Origin of the sequence: Paraburkholderia graminis C4D1M (assembly GCF_000172415.1) — a bacterium.
Taxonomy (GTDB): domain Bacteria; phylum Pseudomonadota; class Gammaproteobacteria; order Burkholderiales; family Burkholderiaceae; genus Paraburkholderia; species Paraburkholderia graminis.
Map to the genome: position 1 here is coordinate 407,510 of NZ_ABLD01000001.1, position 16,452 is coordinate 423,961.

Below are 16,452 nucleotides of genomic sequence, written 5' to 3' on the forward strand. Positions count from 1 at the left end.
CTTATCTCCGTTCTGCTTCTAGTTCTGCTTCGGCGGCCCGGGCAAGGCACTCGACCCAATCCTGGTGATAGCGATAGAGCGCGCCAGGATGTCTGCTACCGATCAGTTCCACAAAGAACTGGCCTTGCTGTGTCTCTTCGGTCAGCAGGTGACAACCTTCTTTCGTTGGCGTGATCACCCAGCCGTGATAGGCGCTCGAACCCGTTTCATCGCCATCGACCGTTGTGGCCCACGCGAGCCGGCGATTCGGCACGCATTCAGTGACGACCAGTGACATCGGATAGCCGACCGTCACGCGGCTGTAGCGTGTGCCGAGCGCGAGTTCCGACTCGCCGGACAATATCCGGACCTGATCTTCGGCCGGAAAGTATCGCGACCAGCGCTCCGCGTCGACGAGCAGTTTCCAAACCACTTGCGGTGGCGCTTTCACGTCGATGTCGTTGAGCGCGTAAATTGCCGAGGTACGCGGGTCATAGCGTTCCGGCCAGTTGACTTTGTCGATCATGTATCGAATCCCTCTTTTTCGGTTGGGTTAGCCGCGGGAATGCTCACGCGCGGTGGCGATCTCCGCGAGGTTCCTGAGCAGCTTCTCGTGGGTGAGCCAGAACACATCGGGTGCCTGCTTCGCGAGTTCCAGCCAGTGCGGTCCCTGCATCGTCTCTTCGGTCCACAGATGACACCCGCTTGCGGTAGGCGTGATGATCCAGGCGTGGTAGGCCCTGGACGTTGTGGAGACCTTGGGATAGCCGCCCCACGCGATGCGGGTCATCGGCTCGAACTCCTGCACGGATGCGAAGACGTCCTGGCCGGCGAGGTTCGTCTCGAATGTCGTACCAAGGCCAAAGTGATCGCCTCCGTCAAGCGGCTGCACGTGCTGAACGCCGGGATAGAAAGCTGGCCAGGAGTCGAAATCGGTGAGCAGGGACCAGATTGTTTCGACGGATGCCGAGACCTCGAGCTCGTTGGTGAAATGGATCGGAGAGCGGCTCGGTTTCATCTCCTCGGGCCACTTGATTGTTTCGTACATGGTGGTTCTCTAACGGGTGAGCGATGGATTGATGCTGCCGAGTGAGGCCCGGCGCGGGACTCACTCGGGTTTGATGAGATCCTGGAAGATGAGCGGCGCCCAGTTGCGGCCTCTCGCCTGTACGAGCGAGCCGCCTACGCGGAGCGAGCCCCGTTCATCTTTGTTCTCCTGCTTTGAGTTAGCTTGCGGAGAATAGTAATTTGCGCCGAATCGAATGATAATCACGCTAACTATCATAGGATCTATTCCAAACTGGAATTAGTTGACGAATGGACGTAGCCGGAGTCGCGGGATGGATCGGTTTGACGAATTGAACGCATTTTTTGCCGTCGTGGAGGCAAGCGGCTTTTCCGCAGCCGCGCGAAGGATTGGCGAGTCGCAGTCCGCCATCAGTAAGGCCGTGAACGCGCTGGAAAAGCGCCTCGGCGTGGCGCTGCTCCGTCGCAGTACGCGCAAGGTGACGCTGACCGATCAGGGGCGGCTGTACTACGACCGCATGCGTCCACTGGTGGACGAGATCCAGGTCGCGGATAGCGAGCTGACCAGCACCACGCTCGAGGTTTCGGGCCTCATCAGGATCGCGGCGCCGTCGACGTTCGGTCGCCTGCACGTGCTTCCACTGATTCCCGGATTGCTGGCGCGACATCCTGGCTTGCGGATCGATATGGTGCTGTCGGACGCCGTGCGGGATATGGTGGAAGACAGGATCGATCTTGCGATTCGCGTGAGTCCCGTTGAAGAGCCCGATTCGGTGGTGCGTCGTGTGGCTGCCACCTCACTCGTGTGCGCCGGATCGCGCCGTTATTTCGAGCAGCACGGTGTACCTCGTACTCCTGCCGATCTCGCGGATCACAACTGTCTGGTCTATCGCGAGATGACGGACTGGCCGTTCGCCGGGCCGCAGGGGCCGTTCAATTTGCCGGTGCGGGGCAATCTGTCGTCCAATAGCGTGGAGACGATTCTTGCGGGCGTGCTGGCCGGCGTCGGCATCGGCATGTTTCACCGCGCTTCGCTGGTCGGCGAGTTCCAGCAATCGGACATCGTCACCGTACTGGATGATTTCGTGCAGCAGCCAAGGGAGGTCAGCTTGATCTGGCCCAAGCGACGGTTTGTGCCGACCCGCGTGCGCAGTGCGACGGATTTTCTGGCCGGTGCGCTCGCGGAGCGGATCTAGCTCCAGGACGGTTTGCCTGCAAGCTGGCCGCATGCCGCCACGCTGTTCCAGGGCTGCGCTTACTCATCCCCACGGATCAGGGTTGGCGTTTGCCGCGGCCACCAGCGAGTTTGCCAGCCGGCTTGGCTGAATTCGCAACTGGTTTGCTGGCGGCTTTGCTGCGCGGCTTTTGCACGCTGAATGGACTACCGCTGGACAACCTTGTGGCTTTATCCGCGGCCACTGCGCGCTGCGCCGCAGGCTTGCGTTTGTTTTCGCCAATTTGCGGGCGCGGCTTTTTGCTGGTCAGTTGGCTGGCGCCCGGCGCAGCCTGTGGCGCTTTGGGCTTCTTGGGCTTTTTGGGTTTCTTGATGGTCTCGCCCATCGCACTGGTTTGCGGCACGCGGTGTTCGGCTTCAAAACCCGGCTCCTCTTCACGGCGCAGCGTTTGCCGGATCAGCGCTTCAATCGCGGCCAGTTGCGGCGCTTCGTCGGCACACACAAGGGACACCGCTACGCCGCTGGCGCCAGCGCGGCCGGTACGGCCAATGCGGTGCACATAGTCTTGCGCCACGATCGGCAGATCAACGTTGATCACCAGCGGCAGGTCGTCGATATCCAGCCCGCGCGCAGCCACATCGGTGGCGACCAGCATATTGACTTCGCCCGTCTTGAAGCGCTCGAGCGCACGCATGCGCGCGGGTTGCGGTTTGTCGCCGTGGATGGTGTCGACCGCATAGCCCGCTTCATCCAGCATGGCCGCCAGGTAATCCACGCCATTGCGGGTCTTGACGAACACCAGCGCGTGCTCCCAGTTGTTCTGAGCCACAAGGTGCATGAAGAGATCAGGCTTGTTCCTTTTATCCACCGGCACCACCCACTGCCTGATTTTGCTGGCCGTGGCATTGGGCGGGCTGACGCTGATGTCGACGGGGCCACGCAGAATGCCCGCCGCCAGGGCGCGGATATCATCCGTAAACGTGGCGGAGAACAGCAACGTCTGGCGCTCTGCGGGCAACGCAGCGAACACAGCGTTGAGCTCGCGCGCAAAGCCCAGATCCAGCATGCGGTCGGCTTCATCCAGTACCAGCGTTTGTACCTGATCGAACTGCACTGCGTTCTGGCGATTGAGATCGAGCAAACGGCCCGGCGTGGCAACGAGCACGTCGACGCCTTTGCGCAACTTCATCATCTGCGGGTTGACGCTCACACCGCCGTAGGCGGCCAGAAATCGTAAATCGAGGCCTTTACCGTAATCGATAAAGCTTTGCAGCACTTGTTCAGCCAGTTCACGGGTGGGCACCAGCACCAGAACACGCGCGCGGTTGCTCGACACCGCCGGGCCCTGTTGCCCCAGCCGTTGCAACAGCGGCAGCGCAAAACCCGCCGTTTTTCCAGTACCGGTTTGTGCCGCAGCCATGACGTCCTTGCCACTGAGCACAGCAGGAATCGCCTTGGCCTGCACCGGCGTAGGTGTCTGGTAATTGAGGTCCCGCATGTTACGCAGCAAGGGATCGATCAGGCCAAGCGACGCAAAAGACATTGGCGTATTCCTGTCTAAAACCGCAGATTCTAGCGGTTACCGCCTGATTGCGCCGCGCTGGCAAGCTGTACTACGAGACACCGTTGAGCAGTATTGCCGCCAGCGGCAGCGCAAATTGCATCAACAGCAAAGGCGCCACTGGCCGCAACCAGGCACATCCCGCCAGGATGAAGGAAGGGCGGCTCGGTGCGAAAGTGAATAGGTCGGCCAATAGCCCGGTTAATGGCCCGGTTGCCAGCGCAGGACAGGGTGACTCGCGCCGGCCGGCATGACCCACGCGCCGGTCGGTCCGAAGTCCCAGCCGACGAAGCTTGCCGGATCGCTCATCTGCGCGGTGGTGAGGCCGTTGGATGCCGGCAGTTGCGGGCCGGTTCCGGCGCTGACGCTGCGGGTCGTCGTCTGTTTGTCCCAGTAGACGTTGGCGGAGATCCCCGCGTTGGGGTCCGGGTGGTTGTACGCCGCGATGCCGCCGAAGCTGGTGGGCGTATCCGGCGGCGCGCAGCAATAACCTTGCACCAGCCCGGCCGCAAACGACTGCTCGATTGTGCCGGCGTTCTCATAGACGAGGCCGCCGGTGCTCAGACTGCCATATGAGGTGCCCGTTGCATACGACTGGGAGATGCTACCGCCGTTGAAGCCTGCCAGCGCTCCGGCCACGCCGTGATTGCCCGCACTCGCAACGCCGGTTGCATAGGATTGCAGAATTGTCCCTTCATTGAGGCCGACCAGTCCGCCGAGCAAACCGGCCGACCCGACGAACGCGCTGCTCCACGAGCGCTCGATCAGGCCGTCGTTGCGTCCCACCAGTCCACCGCTCGTCGCACCTTCGAACGATGCGGTGCCGCGCGTCCCGCTCGTATAGGCGTACGTGATCGTGCCCTGGTTCAGGCCGGCCAGAATGCCGAAAGCGATTCCCGCTGGAAAATAGACATACGTGCTGAGCTTCGCATTCGTCATCCCCACATTGCGCACGACTCCCGTCGGCCCGATCACACCGAACAGTCCCAGCCCCGGCACCGGCGAACCTTGTTCGCGCTGTGAAAACCTGTCTATAACGTGGCCCATGCCGTCGAATTGTCCGGAGAAGGGAGTGGTGGCATTGCCGAGCGAAGAGAAAGCGAATGAGGTATCGGTCGCACTGGCGTCGAGATCTTTGCCCACCGCATAGTTGCCCGCGAGGTCGAGCGAGACGTTCTGCAGGTCGGTCAACGAATTGACCAGCTTATAGCCGGTCACCTGCGTGACGAGACCGCTATACGGAGCCGCTGTCCATGCGGCGTTTGCGAGGTTTATCCCCGGCGGTATAGCTGCCGTTCATGTCGTAGAGCGCGCGGACGATGCCCGTACTCTTCGACCAGTCGATCGTGCCGTTGTTGATGACGCTGCCGCCGTTGTCGATGCCCGATGCGTCGGCGCGCAAGGTCAGATTGCCTGCGCCGTCGTTCGCGAGGGTGGTACTCGTCGCTATGGAGACGTCGTGGTAGGCGGCAAGCGTGAGAGAAGCGGGACCGTGCCAGCGCACGCTCGATGCGACACCCAGGTCGCCCGTCGCGCCGTTGGCACCCGTCGCGGTGATATCGACAGAGGTGCCCGAGTTCAGGCTGCGCCGCAACGCATGCGCAGCGGCGCCGTCGATTGTGAAAGCAGGCGTCGAGAGATTCCACTGGCGTGCATGCACCACCGCGTGCCCGCCCAATTCCAGTTGCGCCGCTTGCATGTCGACCGTTCCGCCGCTGCCGTCGGCGTTGCTTGCGGCGATCTTGCCGAACTGCCCGACACGGCCGCTGTCGGCGACGAGCCACACATGGCCGTCGCGGCTCGCGGTGCCCGTCGCGCGGATACGCGTGCCTCTTCCCGCCAACGCATACACATTGCCGTCGGCGGCCTGCAGACTGATCTGAGCGGCGGTTATCCGCCCCTTGTTGGAGACCGTGCCCTGACTGCCTGTCTGCACGAACACCTGCTTGCTGCCGGCCGAATCCTGCAGCAGCACCTGCTCGCCCGTGGCCAGCTCCGCCGTGCCGTTGAGCGCTGCGACCGTGCCGGCGTTGACGACGTCGTGTCGCGCAATCAGGAATATGTCGCCGCCGCTCGAACTGATCTTGCCGAGATTGATCACGGATGCGTTCGAGGTGCCCGACAGCGTGAGCGATCCGCTGCCCTGCATGAACGCGTCGTTGCAGATGTCCAGCGTCGACGCAACGAAACGTCCGCCGGTCGTAATAACGCCCGATGGTCCGACGACGATTCCCTGCGGATTGATCAAATAGACGCTGCCCGTCGCACCGAGCCTGCCGAGGATGGCAGAGGGTGAACCACCCGTCACCCGGTTCAGCGTCGCGCCGGAGCCGTTATCGAACGTGACGCTGTTGGTTTTGCCGATCGAAAAGCTGTTCCAGTCGATCACCCCGCGCGTTGAACCTGGCTGCGTGATCAGGAGGCCGTTGCCCTGGCTTGCGATCGCGCCGGTGCCGGCCACATATGTGCCGCCTTGTGGAAGGCCGCCCGCCGCGAGCGCCACAGGTGTCAGGGACAGCCCACTCAGCGAAATGCCGATGGCCAGCAGGAAGGCTGCGTTTGAATGTTGACGCCGCAGTGTGCGTCGCGCAGGCCGAGCAAGTTTTGGATGTGACATACACCCCCCTTCTCCGCGTACGAGCGGAAGGGCTGCAGATGACCCGCAGAGCCGAGCGCAAATGCGTTGGTCACAGCGTCTGAAGAATAGCTGCTGGCCCTGTGCATGCCTGCCGATATCTCTGCGTTTTGCGCCTTATTTGCGCCTTATTGTCGCAAGAGCCAAAGACGCTGATCGAGCGTCGGTGCGGCTCTGCGGGCGAGGCAAAGACGTCTGGAACTATTGCAACGGTGAGTATCCATGGTCGACCCTGCGCGAAAGCAGCCGACAACCAAAGATTCAAAACAGCTTCCATTTTTCGAGGCCTAACGCGCGGCAGTCCCGCGGCGTTTCCGAGTCTATTGCTCAATTTTTGCGGTCTATTGTGCAGGGACAAGTGACAATGCACGCGCCGCGCAGCCTACGAGATTCCGGGTTGATTTGTTGAACGGTTAGTCATAATATCGGTTGCATGAAGCCAACCGGTCAACCCCATTCCTCGCCGAAGAAGGCGGGGCCTATCGGCTCGCGCGGCCGGCCACGCGAGTTCGACACGCACGCCGTGCTCGCCAGCGCAAGCCAGGTGTTCTGGAACCACGGCTATCACGCCACCTCCATCGACGACCTTTGCAAAGCCACCGGTCTGCAGCGGGGCAGTCTGTACGGCGTATTCGGCGACAAGCACGGCATCATGCTCGCCGCGCTCGATCATTACGCCGAGGGCTCGGTGGCGCGTCTCGCCGAGCGGCTGAACGCGCCGGTGCCGCCGGAAGAGGCGCTGCGCAATGCATTGCTGCATTACGCGCGGGTCGCGTGCGGGTTGTCCGGCGAGCGGAGCTGCTTCATCACCAACACCACGCTCGAAATGCAGCCCGGCGACGACGAGTTGCGCAGCCGCGTCGCCGCCATTCAGCGCCGCATGGCTACGTTGCTGGCGGCATCGGTGATCCGCGGTCAGGCAAGCGGCGCATTCAATTCCACGCTCGACGAAAAAGCCGTCGGCGATTTCCTGCTGTGCGTCATGCAGGGTCTGCGCGTGCTGGGCCGCGTCGCCCATAAGGAAGACGCGCTGACCGGTATCGTCGATGTCGCGATGCGAGCCCTCGTCTAAATTTTTTTGCCGATTTATTGAACGATCAGTCATGAAATCTGAGCCTGTTTCGCCGTCTTCGTCTATCTCGTCCTCTTCGTCCGCTGCGTTGGCCGGCGTGTCACGCGCAGCAGGTTGCAGCGCCTCGCGTGTCGCCGTGTGTCCCGGCTCGGTTGCGGCGAGCGCCGCGCACGGCGCGCACACCGCGCCTGCGGCCGACCCGCCCGCGCCGCGCTTCGCGCGCCAGGGCCTTGCACTGGCCGTGCTGTTCGTCGGCGCTTTTCTCGCGCCGCTCGACTACTTCATCGTCAACCTCGCGCTGCCGTCGATTCGCACCGGCCTGAACGCGACCGACGCGCAACTGCAACTCGTCGTATCCGCCTACGCGTCGGTGTACGCGGTCCTGCTGATTACCGGCGGACGGCTCGGCGATCTGTTCGGCCGGCGCCGCATGTTCATGACGGGCATGGCCGCCTTCGTGATCGCGTCGGCGCTGTGCGGTTTCGCGACGAGCGGCCACATGCTGGTGATCTCGCGCATCGTCCAGGGCATGGCCGCGGCGATCATGGCGCCGCAAGTGCTCGCCACGATCCGCGCCGTCGTGCCGCTGCATCAGCAAACGCGCGTGATGAGTTTTTACGGCTTCGTATTCGGCCTCTCGTCGATCGTCGGGCAGCTCGGCGGCGGCGCGCTGATTACGTATCACCCATTCGGCCTCGACTGGCGAATCATCTTCCTGATCAATATTCCGATCGGTGTCGCGGCGTTTTTCGGCACCTGGAAGTTCGTGCCCGAGAACCAGCCGGCCACGCGCACCGGCCTCGACATGAAGGGCGTCGCGCTGCTTTCCGCGGTGTTGCTGCTCGTGATCTATCCGATGACGCACGGCCGCGATGCCGGCTGGCCCGCATGGACCTTCGCGATGTTCGCTCTCGCGGTGCCGGCGTTCGCGCTCTTCGTCGCCACCGAAAAGCGCGTGGAGCGCGGCGGCGGGCATCCGCTCGTCGATCTGCAATTGTTCCGCAACCGCGCGTTCGCGCTTGGCCTCGTGCTCGCGTTTCTGTTCTATTGCAACAGCGCGTTTTTCCTGACCTACGGCATCTATCTGCAAACCGGCCTTCACTGGACGCCGCTCGCGTCCGGTATCGCCATCATGCCGTTCGCGATCGGCTTCGTGATCGGGCCGCTGACTTCGCCGGCGGTCGTGAAGCGCATCGGCGGGCATGTGCTCACGCTGGGCTTTTCGATGATGACGCTAGGCTTCACGATAACCGGCTGGGCCGCAAGCGAAGCCGCCGCGCCGGACCTCGCGTTCTACGCGGGTCTCGTGTGCGCGGGCGTCGGTCATGGTTTGCTGCTACCGTCGATCATGCGCATCGTGCTGCTCGAAGTCGCACCCGAAAAAGCGGGGCTTGCGTCGGGCGTGGTTTCATCGACCTTGCAGATCGGCTCGGCGTTCGGCACCGCAGCGATCAGCGGCGCATTCTTCGGCGCACTCGGCGGGAGCGGCGCAGGTTCGACGCCGGCCGCGTACGCCCACGCGTTCCAGTTGAGCCTGGCCATTAACGCGGTGCTGATGTTTGTTTGCATCGGCTTGAGCGTGCTGCTCGTGCGCCATCAGCAGCTCGTGTTGCGGCGCTCGGCGCGCACGCTTTGAAAACGACGCGCCAGGTAATCGATTTCATCGCTATAACATCGCGAAAATTATTAAGCTGTTTCACACGGTTTTCATTTTTAATTGCAGCGCATTTACCGATGAGCGAGTCATTCATAGGTAATTGAGAATCGCTGGCAAATAGCATCATGTCGTTATCCGCGCCGAAATCTGTTTCACTTATGAAGCATTTTTGGCCATGCAGTTTCTACCCGCACCACGGCCCGTGGCAGTAATTCTTGCGGTCTGTGCGCTCCCGCACACGGCTGTCCGCGGGCCTTGCGGGGAGCGCCTCCGGTTTAACCCGCAATTGCAGTGCGTCATAATGTCTTTATCGCCGCTATGAAATCGCTTTCAATAAAAAGCGCTTGCCGTCTTTAATTTCGATTGTTAATCTGAACGCGCTTTAGAGGTGTTCTTCAGTCGGTCCTGAACAAGTCGGACCGATGCCTGGCGCAATCATTCAAATACTGCCAACGGTTCCGTAGAGGATTGAAAATGCTAACCGCTACCATTGACGCACTTGCCGCGCCGCCCGCCTGCTTCACCGCCGGCGACGTCGTCACGTTGAAAGACGGAGGCCCGCGCATGACTGTCACGTATGCGGGACCGGTGGCGCTCAATCCTGGCGAGTGGCTGATCTGCGAATGGTTCGACGACCACGGCGAACTGCGCCGCGAAATGTTTTCGCCTTCCAGCGTGCGCGCCGAGCCGCGCTGCATTCCGGCCGGCTCCGTGCAGTGGAATCGGATCGGCCGCGCGGCGTAAGGCCGTCGTCTGTGAGCGCACGGCTGCGCGCTTGTTATCTGTCGGGATGATCGCGCGCCGTGTCGCGTCTTTGCACGCGTAGCAGCAGCGCCGACGAAAACGCGCGCATCCGCACCAGCTTCCGTTTTTCCACCACCTCGCCCGCGAGATCCTTCGGCGGGTTCGGCTGCAACGCCCAGTAGAGCGCGAGCAGCCAGCCAAGCACCGTCCAGCCCATGCACGCGTTGAACAGCGCGAGCGTCAGCACGTCGACGCGCTTGCGGCGGTCGGCCAGAATCGCCGGCAGGAAATACAGCGCCAGCGCGATCACCACGGCGATGATCTGAATGGCAACACGCTCATTCATATGCCGCCTCCCCGAAACGCGACCTGCGTGTCTTACGCGACGTAGGCACCTCACATCGATTGTCGCGCGATTGTTTGCCACGTGCAGCTTCGTTGAAAGGCTTCCGCGCGTGCAGCACTGCACCGATAAGCGACGAACCCTTCAGCACATTCGCCATCAGGACTATCATGTTCGTTTCGAGTGAACGAAACCGTTACGGACCGCGACCATGATCTCCGACGATACGACCCAGCAGACGCAGCGCCTTAATCCCGACACACTCCGCGAGTTCGTGGACCGCAAATGGAACGACGAGATCGTGCCCGCGCTGACCGACTACATCGCAGTGCCGGCCAAGAGCCCGGCGTTCGATCCCGAGTGGGTCAAGCACGGTTACCTGGAGCGCGTGATTACCGACGCCGCGCAATGGGTCGAGCAGCAGCCGGTGCGCGGCCTGAAGCTGGAGATCGTGCGCTTGCCGGGCCGCACGCCGGTGATTTTCTTCGAGACGCCGGCCACGCGTTCCGGCAGCGACGAAACCATCGTGCTGTACGGCCATCTGGACAAGCAGCCGGAGTTCGACGGCTGGCGCAGCGACCTGGGTCCGTGGACGCCGAAGCTCGAGAACGACAAGCTCTATGGGCGCGGTGGCGCCGACGACGGCTACGCGATCTACGCGAGCATCACCGCGATCGCCGCGCTGGACGCGCAAGGCGTCGAGCGACCGCGCTGCGTCGGCCTGATCGAAACCTGCGAGGAGTCCGGCAGCTACGATCTGCTGCCTTACGTCGACGCGCTGCGCGAACGGCTCGGCAACGTCGGGCTCGTCGTGTGCCTCGATTCGGGCGCGGGCAATTACGATCAATTGTGGCTTACGACGTCGCTGCGCGGACTCGTCGCCGGCGATCTCGAGGTGCAGGTGCTCGACGAAGGCATCCACTCGGGCGGCTACGGCGGCATCGCGCCGTCGAGCTTCCGCATCATGCGGCAACTGTTCGACCGGCTTGAAGACGCCGCTAACGGCACGCTGCTGCCGAAGGGTTTTCACAGCCCGATTCCCGCCGACCGTCTGCGTGAAGCCGAAGCCACTGCACAGATCCTCGGCGACGATGTGTGGAAGAAGCTGCCGTGGGCTTGCGGCCAGGACGGCCGTCAGGTGCTGCCCACCACGACCGATCCGAAAGAGGCGTTGCTTAATTCGACGTGGCGTCCGTCGCTGTCGGTGACCGGCGCGGCCGGCTTGCCCGCGCTCGCCGACGCCGGCAATGTGCTGCGTCCGCGTACCGCATTCAAGCTGTCGCTGCGGCTGCCGCCGCTGATCGAAGCGGAGAAGGCCGTCGCGGAACTCAAGGCGCTGCTCGAATTCGACCCGCCGTACAACGCGAAGGTGACGTTCAAGCCGGACGCGGGCGCGGCGAGCGGCTGGAGCGCGCCCGACCTCGCGCCGTGGCTCGCCACCGCGCTCAACGACGCATCGCGCGAGCATTACGGCGCCGATGTCGCCTACATGGGGCAGGGCGGCACGATCCCGCTGATGAACGTGCTCAAAGCGGGCTTCCCGAAGTCGCAATTCATGGTCTGCGGCGTGTTGGGACCGAAGTCGAACGCACATGGCCCGAATGAGTTTCTGCATGTGCCGTATGGCAGGAAACTTACGGCGGCGGTGGCTGAGGTGATTGCAGCCGCGCCTTGAGGGGGCGGATTTTCGTTGCTGATCTTCGTTGCTAATTTTCGCTGCCGATAAGTGCCCAACTCGAGCGCTCGATTTCGAGCGCCTAACTTCGTATGACCGATAACAATCTCGCTCGATCCAGCACGCCCCGCATTGCGGCCGACCAACTGCACGCCTACGTGAGCGCGATCTGGGAGCGGGCCGGCAGCGCGCCGCGCGAAGCCGAGCTGGTCGCGGATCATCTGGTGGCGGCGAACCTCACGGGGCACGATTCGCACGGCGTCGGCATGATTCCGCGCTATGCGGCTTCGCTGGCCGACGGGCAACTGCAACTGAATCTGCATGCGGAAGTCGTCAAGGACGCGGGCGCCGTGCTCACCGTGGAAGGCCACAAGGGCTTCGGCCAGGTGGTTGCCTTCGAGGCGATGGAAGCGGGCATCGCTCGCGCGCAGCGCATCGGCATTTGCGCGGTGGGCTTGCGTGGCGCGCATCACATCGGCCGCATCGGTCACTGGGCCGAGCAGTGCGCGCGCGCCGGGCTCGTGTCGTTTCACTTCGTCAATGTGGCCGGCGATCCGCTCGTCGCGCCGTTCGGCGGCGCCGACCGCCGTATCGGCACGAATCCGTTTTGCGCAGCTTATCCGCGGCCCGGCAAGCCGCCGCTCGTGCTCGACTTCGCGACCAGCACCGTGGCTTACGGCAAGACGCGGGTCGCGTATAACCAGCGCAAGCAGGTGCCGGCCGGCGCGCTCGTCGACCATGAAGGCGTGCCGACCGCCGATCCCAAGGTCATGCACGAGGCGCCGTTCGGATCGCTGACGCCGTTCGGCGGCCACAAGGGCTTCGGGCTCGCGGCCATGTGCGAGATATTCAGCGGCGCGCTCGCGGGCGGCTTCACCACGCATGCGGACACGCTCGGCACGACTAACGCGATCATCAACTGCATGCTGTCGGTCATCGTCGATCCGGCCGCGTTCGATGCCCCCGACGCGCAAGCCGAAGCCGACGCCTTCATCGCATGGGTCAAGGCTTCGCCGCTCGCGGTGGGCACCGAGCGCATCTATGAGCCGGGCGAACCGGAACGCGTCACGCGCGCGGAGCGCGAAGCCAACGGCGTTCCCGTCGACGCCGCCACGTGGACGCAGATCTCTGCGGCGGCACTCGCGGTCGGCATGAGCGCGGATGAAGTCGCGCGCTGGTCGGCGTTGCTCCAATAGCCTTCATCGCCCGGACGAGCGGTTTCGCGTTCATGCAATATACATATTCCGTCTGCCACCCCACCAACAAAACCCCATTCGCAAGCAGCAATTTCGACTGGCTCGTCTAATCGGCCTTTATTGCTTTTTCTTTCACCTTTTCAACGCGCATTTTCACTCACACGCGCCACCGGGCCTTTCCATCGATAGCGCAAAACATCGCGCTATCTCGCACCATTTTGGCCGCGCAAGCGTTTGCGCGCCAGCGCACGTCACGGCACGGAATCGCCCCGCTGCGACGCCCGCCGCGCAAGGGTTTGACATTTCCTTGCGTTGCTCTGTTGGTTATCCCGCTCCCATCGGATTCCGGTCTGTTTTAGGCTCGCACTGCAATATCAGTGTTTAACCTTAAAGGACCGTTCAAAATGAATCTGCATAACCACCACGCCTGCCGCCCGTTCCTCGAAGCCGGCAATCTGTCGCAAATCGCCGCTTACTACGAAGAAGGCCGCAATGTCATGTGGATGATGCTGCGTGCGCAGCCGCGTCCCTGTTTCAATCTCGATCTGGTGCACGACATTCTCGGGCTCGCGCAGGCAGCGCGCGAGTCGGGCTTGCCGATCGATTTCTGGGTGACGGGTTCGCTGATTCCGAACATCTACAACGTGGGCGGCGACCTCGATTTCTTCGCCGACGCGATCCGCTCGGGCAAGCGTCAGGCGCTGATGGCCTACGCGCGCGCTTGCGTCGACTGCGTTCATGCGGCGGCGCGCGGTTTCGATACCGGCGCGATCTCGATTGCAATGGTGGAGGGCACGGCGCTCGGCGGTGGCTTCGAGGCGGCGCTCGCGCATCACTTCCTGCTCGCGCAGTCGGACGCGCGCATGGGCTTTCCCGAAATCGCCTTCAATCTGTTCCCCGGCATGGGCGGCTATTCGCTCGTCGCGCGCAAGGCCGGCATGCGCCTCGCCGAGGAACTGATCGGCGGCGGCGAATCGCATACGGCCGAGTGGCATCAGGAAAAAGGGCTCGTCGATCAGTTGTTCGAACCGGGCGACGCGTATATGGCGACCCGCACGTTCATGGACACGCTCAAGCCGAAAATGAACGGCATCCGCGCGATGCTGCGTGCACGTCAGCGCGTGCTGCAACTGCCGCGCGCCGAGTTGATGGAGATCACCGAGGATTGGGTCGACGCCGCGTTCATGATCGAAGAGAAGGATCTCGCCTTCATGGAACGGCTCGTGATGCTGCAAAACCGCCGCACGTCCAACCTGCGGCAGACGGCCGCGAGCGCGGCCAATTTCGGCTGACTCTATCGCACCAAGCGCATTCAAGCGCACTCAATCGCGATGCGGCCCGCCGTGCCCGTCGCGGCTGACAGGCTCAGGCGATCAGCCTGAGCTTCTGCCGGTCCTGCAACCAGCGCTCGAAATCGGCGGCGGGCATCGGGTGAGCGTACAGATAGCCTTGCACATACTCGACGCCCAGCCCCTTCATGAAGGCTTCTTCCGATTCGGTCTCGATGCCTTCGGCGACCACCTTGAAGCCGAGTTCCTGCGCGACCACGACCATCGAGCGCACCAGCGCTTGCGCTTTCGTATCGGCGTTGATCGAGCGCACGAAACTGCGGTCGAGCTTGATGACGTCAAGCGGAATGCGGCCCAGTTGCGACAGCGACGAATAGCCGGTGCCGAAGTCGTCCAGATGCACCTGCGCGCCGATCTGGCGGAAGTGCTTGATGAGGTCGATGGCCGCGGCTTCGTCTTCGATCAGGCAGCTCTCGGTCAACTCGACATCGACGAGGCAGGGTTCGAGATTGGCCGCGGCGAGCGCTTCGGTGAAATGCCGGACCACGGCGGTGTCCACCAGTTGCCGCGCCGACACGTTGATGGCGATGCGCAGGTTGTAGCCGTCCGCTTTCCATTTGGCGGCCTGTTTGGCGGCCGTTTCCATGACCCAGCGGCCGAGCACGCCGATCAGTCCCGACTCCTCGGCATAACGAATGAATTCGGCCGGCATGATCTGCCCGCGCTCCGGCGAATTCCAGCGGACCAGCGCTTCGACGCCTTGCACCACGCCGGTTGAAAGCACCAGCTTCGGCTGATAGTGCAGCGTCAGTTGGCCTTCGTCGAGGCCGCGCCGCAAGTTCGTGTCGAGCCACATGTACTCGGCGACCTTGCGGTTCATCTCCGGCGAGAACACGCGATGCGTGCGCTTGCCTTCGTCCTTGGCGACGTACATGGCGGTATCGGCCGAGCGGATCAGCGACTCCAGGTTGTCGCCGTGTTCCGGATAGCGCGCGATGCCGATCGAGCAGCCCGTATAGACTTCGACGAGCCCGAGGCTGAACGGCGTACGCATGCGTTCGAGGATGCGCTGCGCGGTCGCTTCCAGTTCGTGCGCCGTGCCTTTTGCCGCGAGCACGATGAACTCGTCGCCGCCGAGCCGCGCGAGCGTGTCGCCTTCGTTCAGGCACATGCCGATGGCGGCCGACACGTCGCGAATCAGACGGTCGCCGAATACGTGGCCGTAGTGATCGTTGACCTTCTTGAAGTTGTCGAGATCGAGAAACAGCACGCCCACCGATTCGCCCGGCGCCGCTTCTTCGATCGCGGTGCGAATGTAGTCCTGAATCGCATTGCGATTCGGCAGGCCGGTGAGCGAGTCGGTGTTGGCGAGTTGCCTCAGGCGTTCCTGCGCGAGACGTTCTTCGGTGATGTCGGTGCCCGAGCAGATCAGATATTGCTCGTCGATGCCGCTGCCGCTTTGCACGAACTTGTTGCGAAACAGGAAGAGCCGCTCGCCGTGCAGCGTCTTCACGCGCCGCTCGACTTCATACGACACGCCGCGATTGAAGAAGCCCGCAATGTTCTGACTCGACGCCGCGCCGTCTTCCGAGGACATGAACAGCGCCCACACATTGCGCCCGATGATGTTCTCTTCCTTCACGCCCGTCAGTTCTTCGGCGAGGCGGTTAAAGCGCTGGATTCGCCCATGCCGGTCGACGATCACGACCACTGAATTGACTTCCGACACGACCTGCTCGGCGAACGACAAACCATGCATCAGATCGCGCGCGACCGACTCCGTGTCGTCATAAGCCGAGGCCGTGCCCGCCCAACTGATGCTGTTGATTTTTCTGCCGACGAGATGCAGCCGCAGCGGCTCGCCGAACAGGCGAACGTCGAGAACCACATGCGAGGTGATGCCCGTGAGGCAACGGATTTGCGATGCCTGCTGGGGATTCAGCGGAATGGCCACGTTGGCCGGCACGTCCCCGGTGACTGGCGTCAGTTCGAGCGCGTTGCTGTCGCTCGACAGACGCCAGCAAGGGCTGCTTGTGCCGAACTGCGCAAAAAGCACCTGCTCGTGTTGGTCGTCATTCATGGAATCCCCGGGCGGTGTGC

The 16,452-nt window shown here is 62.8% G+C and carries 12 protein-coding genes and 1 pseudogene; 7 read left to right on the forward strand and 6 right to left on the reverse strand.

From position 1 onward, the window contains the following. Window position 1: 1 nt before the first annotated feature. Together BGRAMDRAFT_RS01830 and BGRAMDRAFT_RS01835 are read right to left on the reverse strand one after the other, a co-directional pair. Window positions 2-505, reverse strand: coding sequence for an SRPBCC domain-containing protein (locus BGRAMDRAFT_RS01830; protein ID WP_006046932.1), 504 nt, complete (start codon window positions 503-505; stop codon window positions 2-4). 27 nt (window positions 506-532) lie between these two features. Next, entirely contained in the window at window positions 533-1,027 is a 495-nt protein-coding gene (locus tag BGRAMDRAFT_RS01835) for an SRPBCC domain-containing protein (RefSeq protein WP_006046933.1), read from the reverse strand. A 292-nt stretch (window positions 1,028-1,319) separates the two neighbouring features. Between BGRAMDRAFT_RS01835 and BGRAMDRAFT_RS01840 the strand changes: the two genes are divergently transcribed. Further along, window positions 1,320-2,201 (forward strand): LysR family transcriptional regulator, encoded by an 882-nt coding sequence (locus tag BGRAMDRAFT_RS01840; protein ID WP_006046935.1) that lies wholly within the window; start codon window positions 1,320-1,322, stop codon window positions 2,199-2,201. A 76-nt stretch (window positions 2,202-2,277) separates the two neighbouring features. On the opposite strand, the gene BGRAMDRAFT_RS01845 is transcribed toward BGRAMDRAFT_RS01840, so the two are convergent. Together BGRAMDRAFT_RS01845 and BGRAMDRAFT_RS01850 are read right to left on the reverse strand one after the other, a co-directional pair. Continuing rightward, window positions 2,278-3,723 carry a DEAD/DEAH box helicase gene (locus BGRAMDRAFT_RS01845; protein ID WP_006046936.1) on the reverse strand — a complete coding sequence of 482 codons (1,446 nt, stop codon included), beginning with the start codon at window positions 3,721-3,723 and terminating at the stop codon, window positions 2,278-2,280. 219 nt (window positions 3,724-3,942) lie between these two features. Further along, window positions 3,943-6,358: pseudogene (locus BGRAMDRAFT_RS01850) on the reverse strand (two-partner secretion domain-containing protein). A gap of 451 nt (window positions 6,359-6,809) precedes the next feature. Between BGRAMDRAFT_RS01850 and BGRAMDRAFT_RS01855 the strand changes: the two are divergent. From BGRAMDRAFT_RS01855 to BGRAMDRAFT_RS01865, 3 genes are all read left to right on the forward strand, one after another. Next, the gene (locus BGRAMDRAFT_RS01855) at window positions 6,810-7,448 is read left to right on the forward strand and encodes a TetR/AcrR family transcriptional regulator (protein WP_006046939.1); all 639 of its coding nucleotides are present in this window, start codon (window positions 6,810-6,812) and stop codon (window positions 7,446-7,448) included. Window positions 7,449-7,479: 31 nt separating this feature from the next. After that, on the forward strand, window positions 7,480-9,084 hold the full coding sequence (locus BGRAMDRAFT_RS01860) for an MFS transporter (RefSeq protein WP_006046940.1): 1,605 nt from the start codon (window positions 7,480-7,482) through the stop codon (window positions 9,082-9,084). Between the two features lie 495 nt (window positions 9,085-9,579). Next, window positions 9,580-9,849: a YodC family protein gene (locus tag BGRAMDRAFT_RS01865; RefSeq protein WP_006046941.1), complete on the forward strand. Its 270-nt coding sequence runs from the start codon at window positions 9,580-9,582 to the stop codon at window positions 9,847-9,849. Between the two features lie 34 nt (window positions 9,850-9,883). Here the strand turns inward: BGRAMDRAFT_RS01865 and BGRAMDRAFT_RS01870 are convergent, their stop codons facing one another. Next, window positions 9,884-10,195 carry a superinfection immunity protein gene (locus tag BGRAMDRAFT_RS01870; protein WP_006046942.1) on the reverse strand — a complete coding sequence of 104 codons (312 nt, stop codon included), beginning with the start codon at window positions 10,193-10,195 and terminating at the stop codon, window positions 9,884-9,886. Window positions 10,196-10,403: 208 nt separating this feature from the next. On the opposite strand from BGRAMDRAFT_RS01870, the gene BGRAMDRAFT_RS01875 reads away from it, so the two are divergent. The 3 genes from BGRAMDRAFT_RS01875 (at window position 10,404) to BGRAMDRAFT_RS01885 (ending at window position 14,355) form a co-directional block, all read left to right on the forward strand. Next, window positions 10,404-11,867, forward strand: a complete 1,464-nt coding sequence (locus BGRAMDRAFT_RS01875) for a M20 family metallopeptidase (protein WP_006046943.1) — start codon at window positions 10,404-10,406, stop codon at window positions 11,865-11,867. Window positions 11,868-11,959: 92 nt separating this feature from the next. Then, a complete protein-coding gene (locus BGRAMDRAFT_RS01880; protein ID WP_006046944.1) occupies window positions 11,960-13,063 on the forward strand; it encodes a malate/lactate/ureidoglycolate dehydrogenase in 1,104 nt (367 codons plus the stop codon). 404 nt (window positions 13,064-13,467) lie between these two features. Continuing rightward, window positions 13,468-14,355: a crotonase/enoyl-CoA hydratase family protein gene (locus tag BGRAMDRAFT_RS01885; protein ID WP_006046945.1), complete on the forward strand. Its 888-nt coding sequence runs from the start codon at window positions 13,468-13,470 to the stop codon at window positions 14,353-14,355. A 73-nt stretch (window positions 14,356-14,428) separates the two neighbouring features. Here the strand turns inward: BGRAMDRAFT_RS01885 and pdeR are convergent, their stop codons facing one another. After that, a complete protein-coding gene (gene pdeR / locus BGRAMDRAFT_RS01890) occupies window positions 14,429-16,432 on the reverse strand; it encodes a cyclic di-GMP phosphodiesterase (RefSeq protein ID WP_006046946.1) in 2,004 nt (667 codons plus the stop codon). Between the last annotated feature and the right edge of the window lie 20 nt (window positions 16,433-16,452).

Bases quoted from the DNA above. Each gene is read 5' to 3' on its own strand.
- BGRAMDRAFT_RS01870 (WP_006046942.1), bottom strand. From the start codon at position 10,195: ATGAATGAGCGTGTTGCCATTCAGATCATCGCCGTGGTGATCGCGCTG.
- BGRAMDRAFT_RS01885 (WP_006046945.1), top strand. From the start codon at position 13,468: ATGAATCTGCATAACCACCACGCCTGCCGCCCGTTCCTCGAAGCCGGC.
- BGRAMDRAFT_RS01840 (WP_006046935.1), top strand. From the start codon at position 1,320: ATGGATCGGTTTGACGAATTGAACGCATTTTTTGCCGTCGTGGAGGCA.
- BGRAMDRAFT_RS01860 (WP_006046940.1), top strand. From the start codon at position 7,480: ATGAAATCTGAGCCTGTTTCGCCGTCTTCGTCTATCTCGTCCTCTTCG.
- BGRAMDRAFT_RS01880 (WP_006046944.1), top strand. From the start codon at position 11,960: ATGACCGATAACAATCTCGCTCGATCCAGCACGCCCCGCATTGCGGCC.
- pdeR (WP_006046946.1), bottom strand. From the start codon at position 16,432: ATGAATGACGACCAACACGAGCAGGTGCTTTTTGCGCAGTTCGGCACA.
- BGRAMDRAFT_RS01865 (WP_006046941.1), top strand. From the start codon at position 9,580: ATGCTAACCGCTACCATTGACGCACTTGCCGCGCCGCCCGCCTGCTTC.
- BGRAMDRAFT_RS01835 (WP_006046933.1), bottom strand. From the start codon at position 1,027: ATGTACGAAACAATCAAGTGGCCCGAGGAGATGAAACCGAGCCGCTCT.
- BGRAMDRAFT_RS01830 (WP_006046932.1), bottom strand. From the start codon at position 505: ATGATCGACAAAGTCAACTGGCCGGAACGCTATGACCCGCGTACCTCG.
- BGRAMDRAFT_RS01845 (WP_006046936.1), bottom strand. From the start codon at position 3,723: ATGTCTTTTGCGTCGCTTGGCCTGATCGATCCCTTGCTGCGTAACATG.
- BGRAMDRAFT_RS01875 (WP_006046943.1), top strand. From the start codon at position 10,404: ATGATCTCCGACGATACGACCCAGCAGACGCAGCGCCTTAATCCCGAC.
- BGRAMDRAFT_RS01855 (WP_006046939.1), top strand. From the start codon at position 6,810: ATGAAGCCAACCGGTCAACCCCATTCCTCGCCGAAGAAGGCGGGGCCT.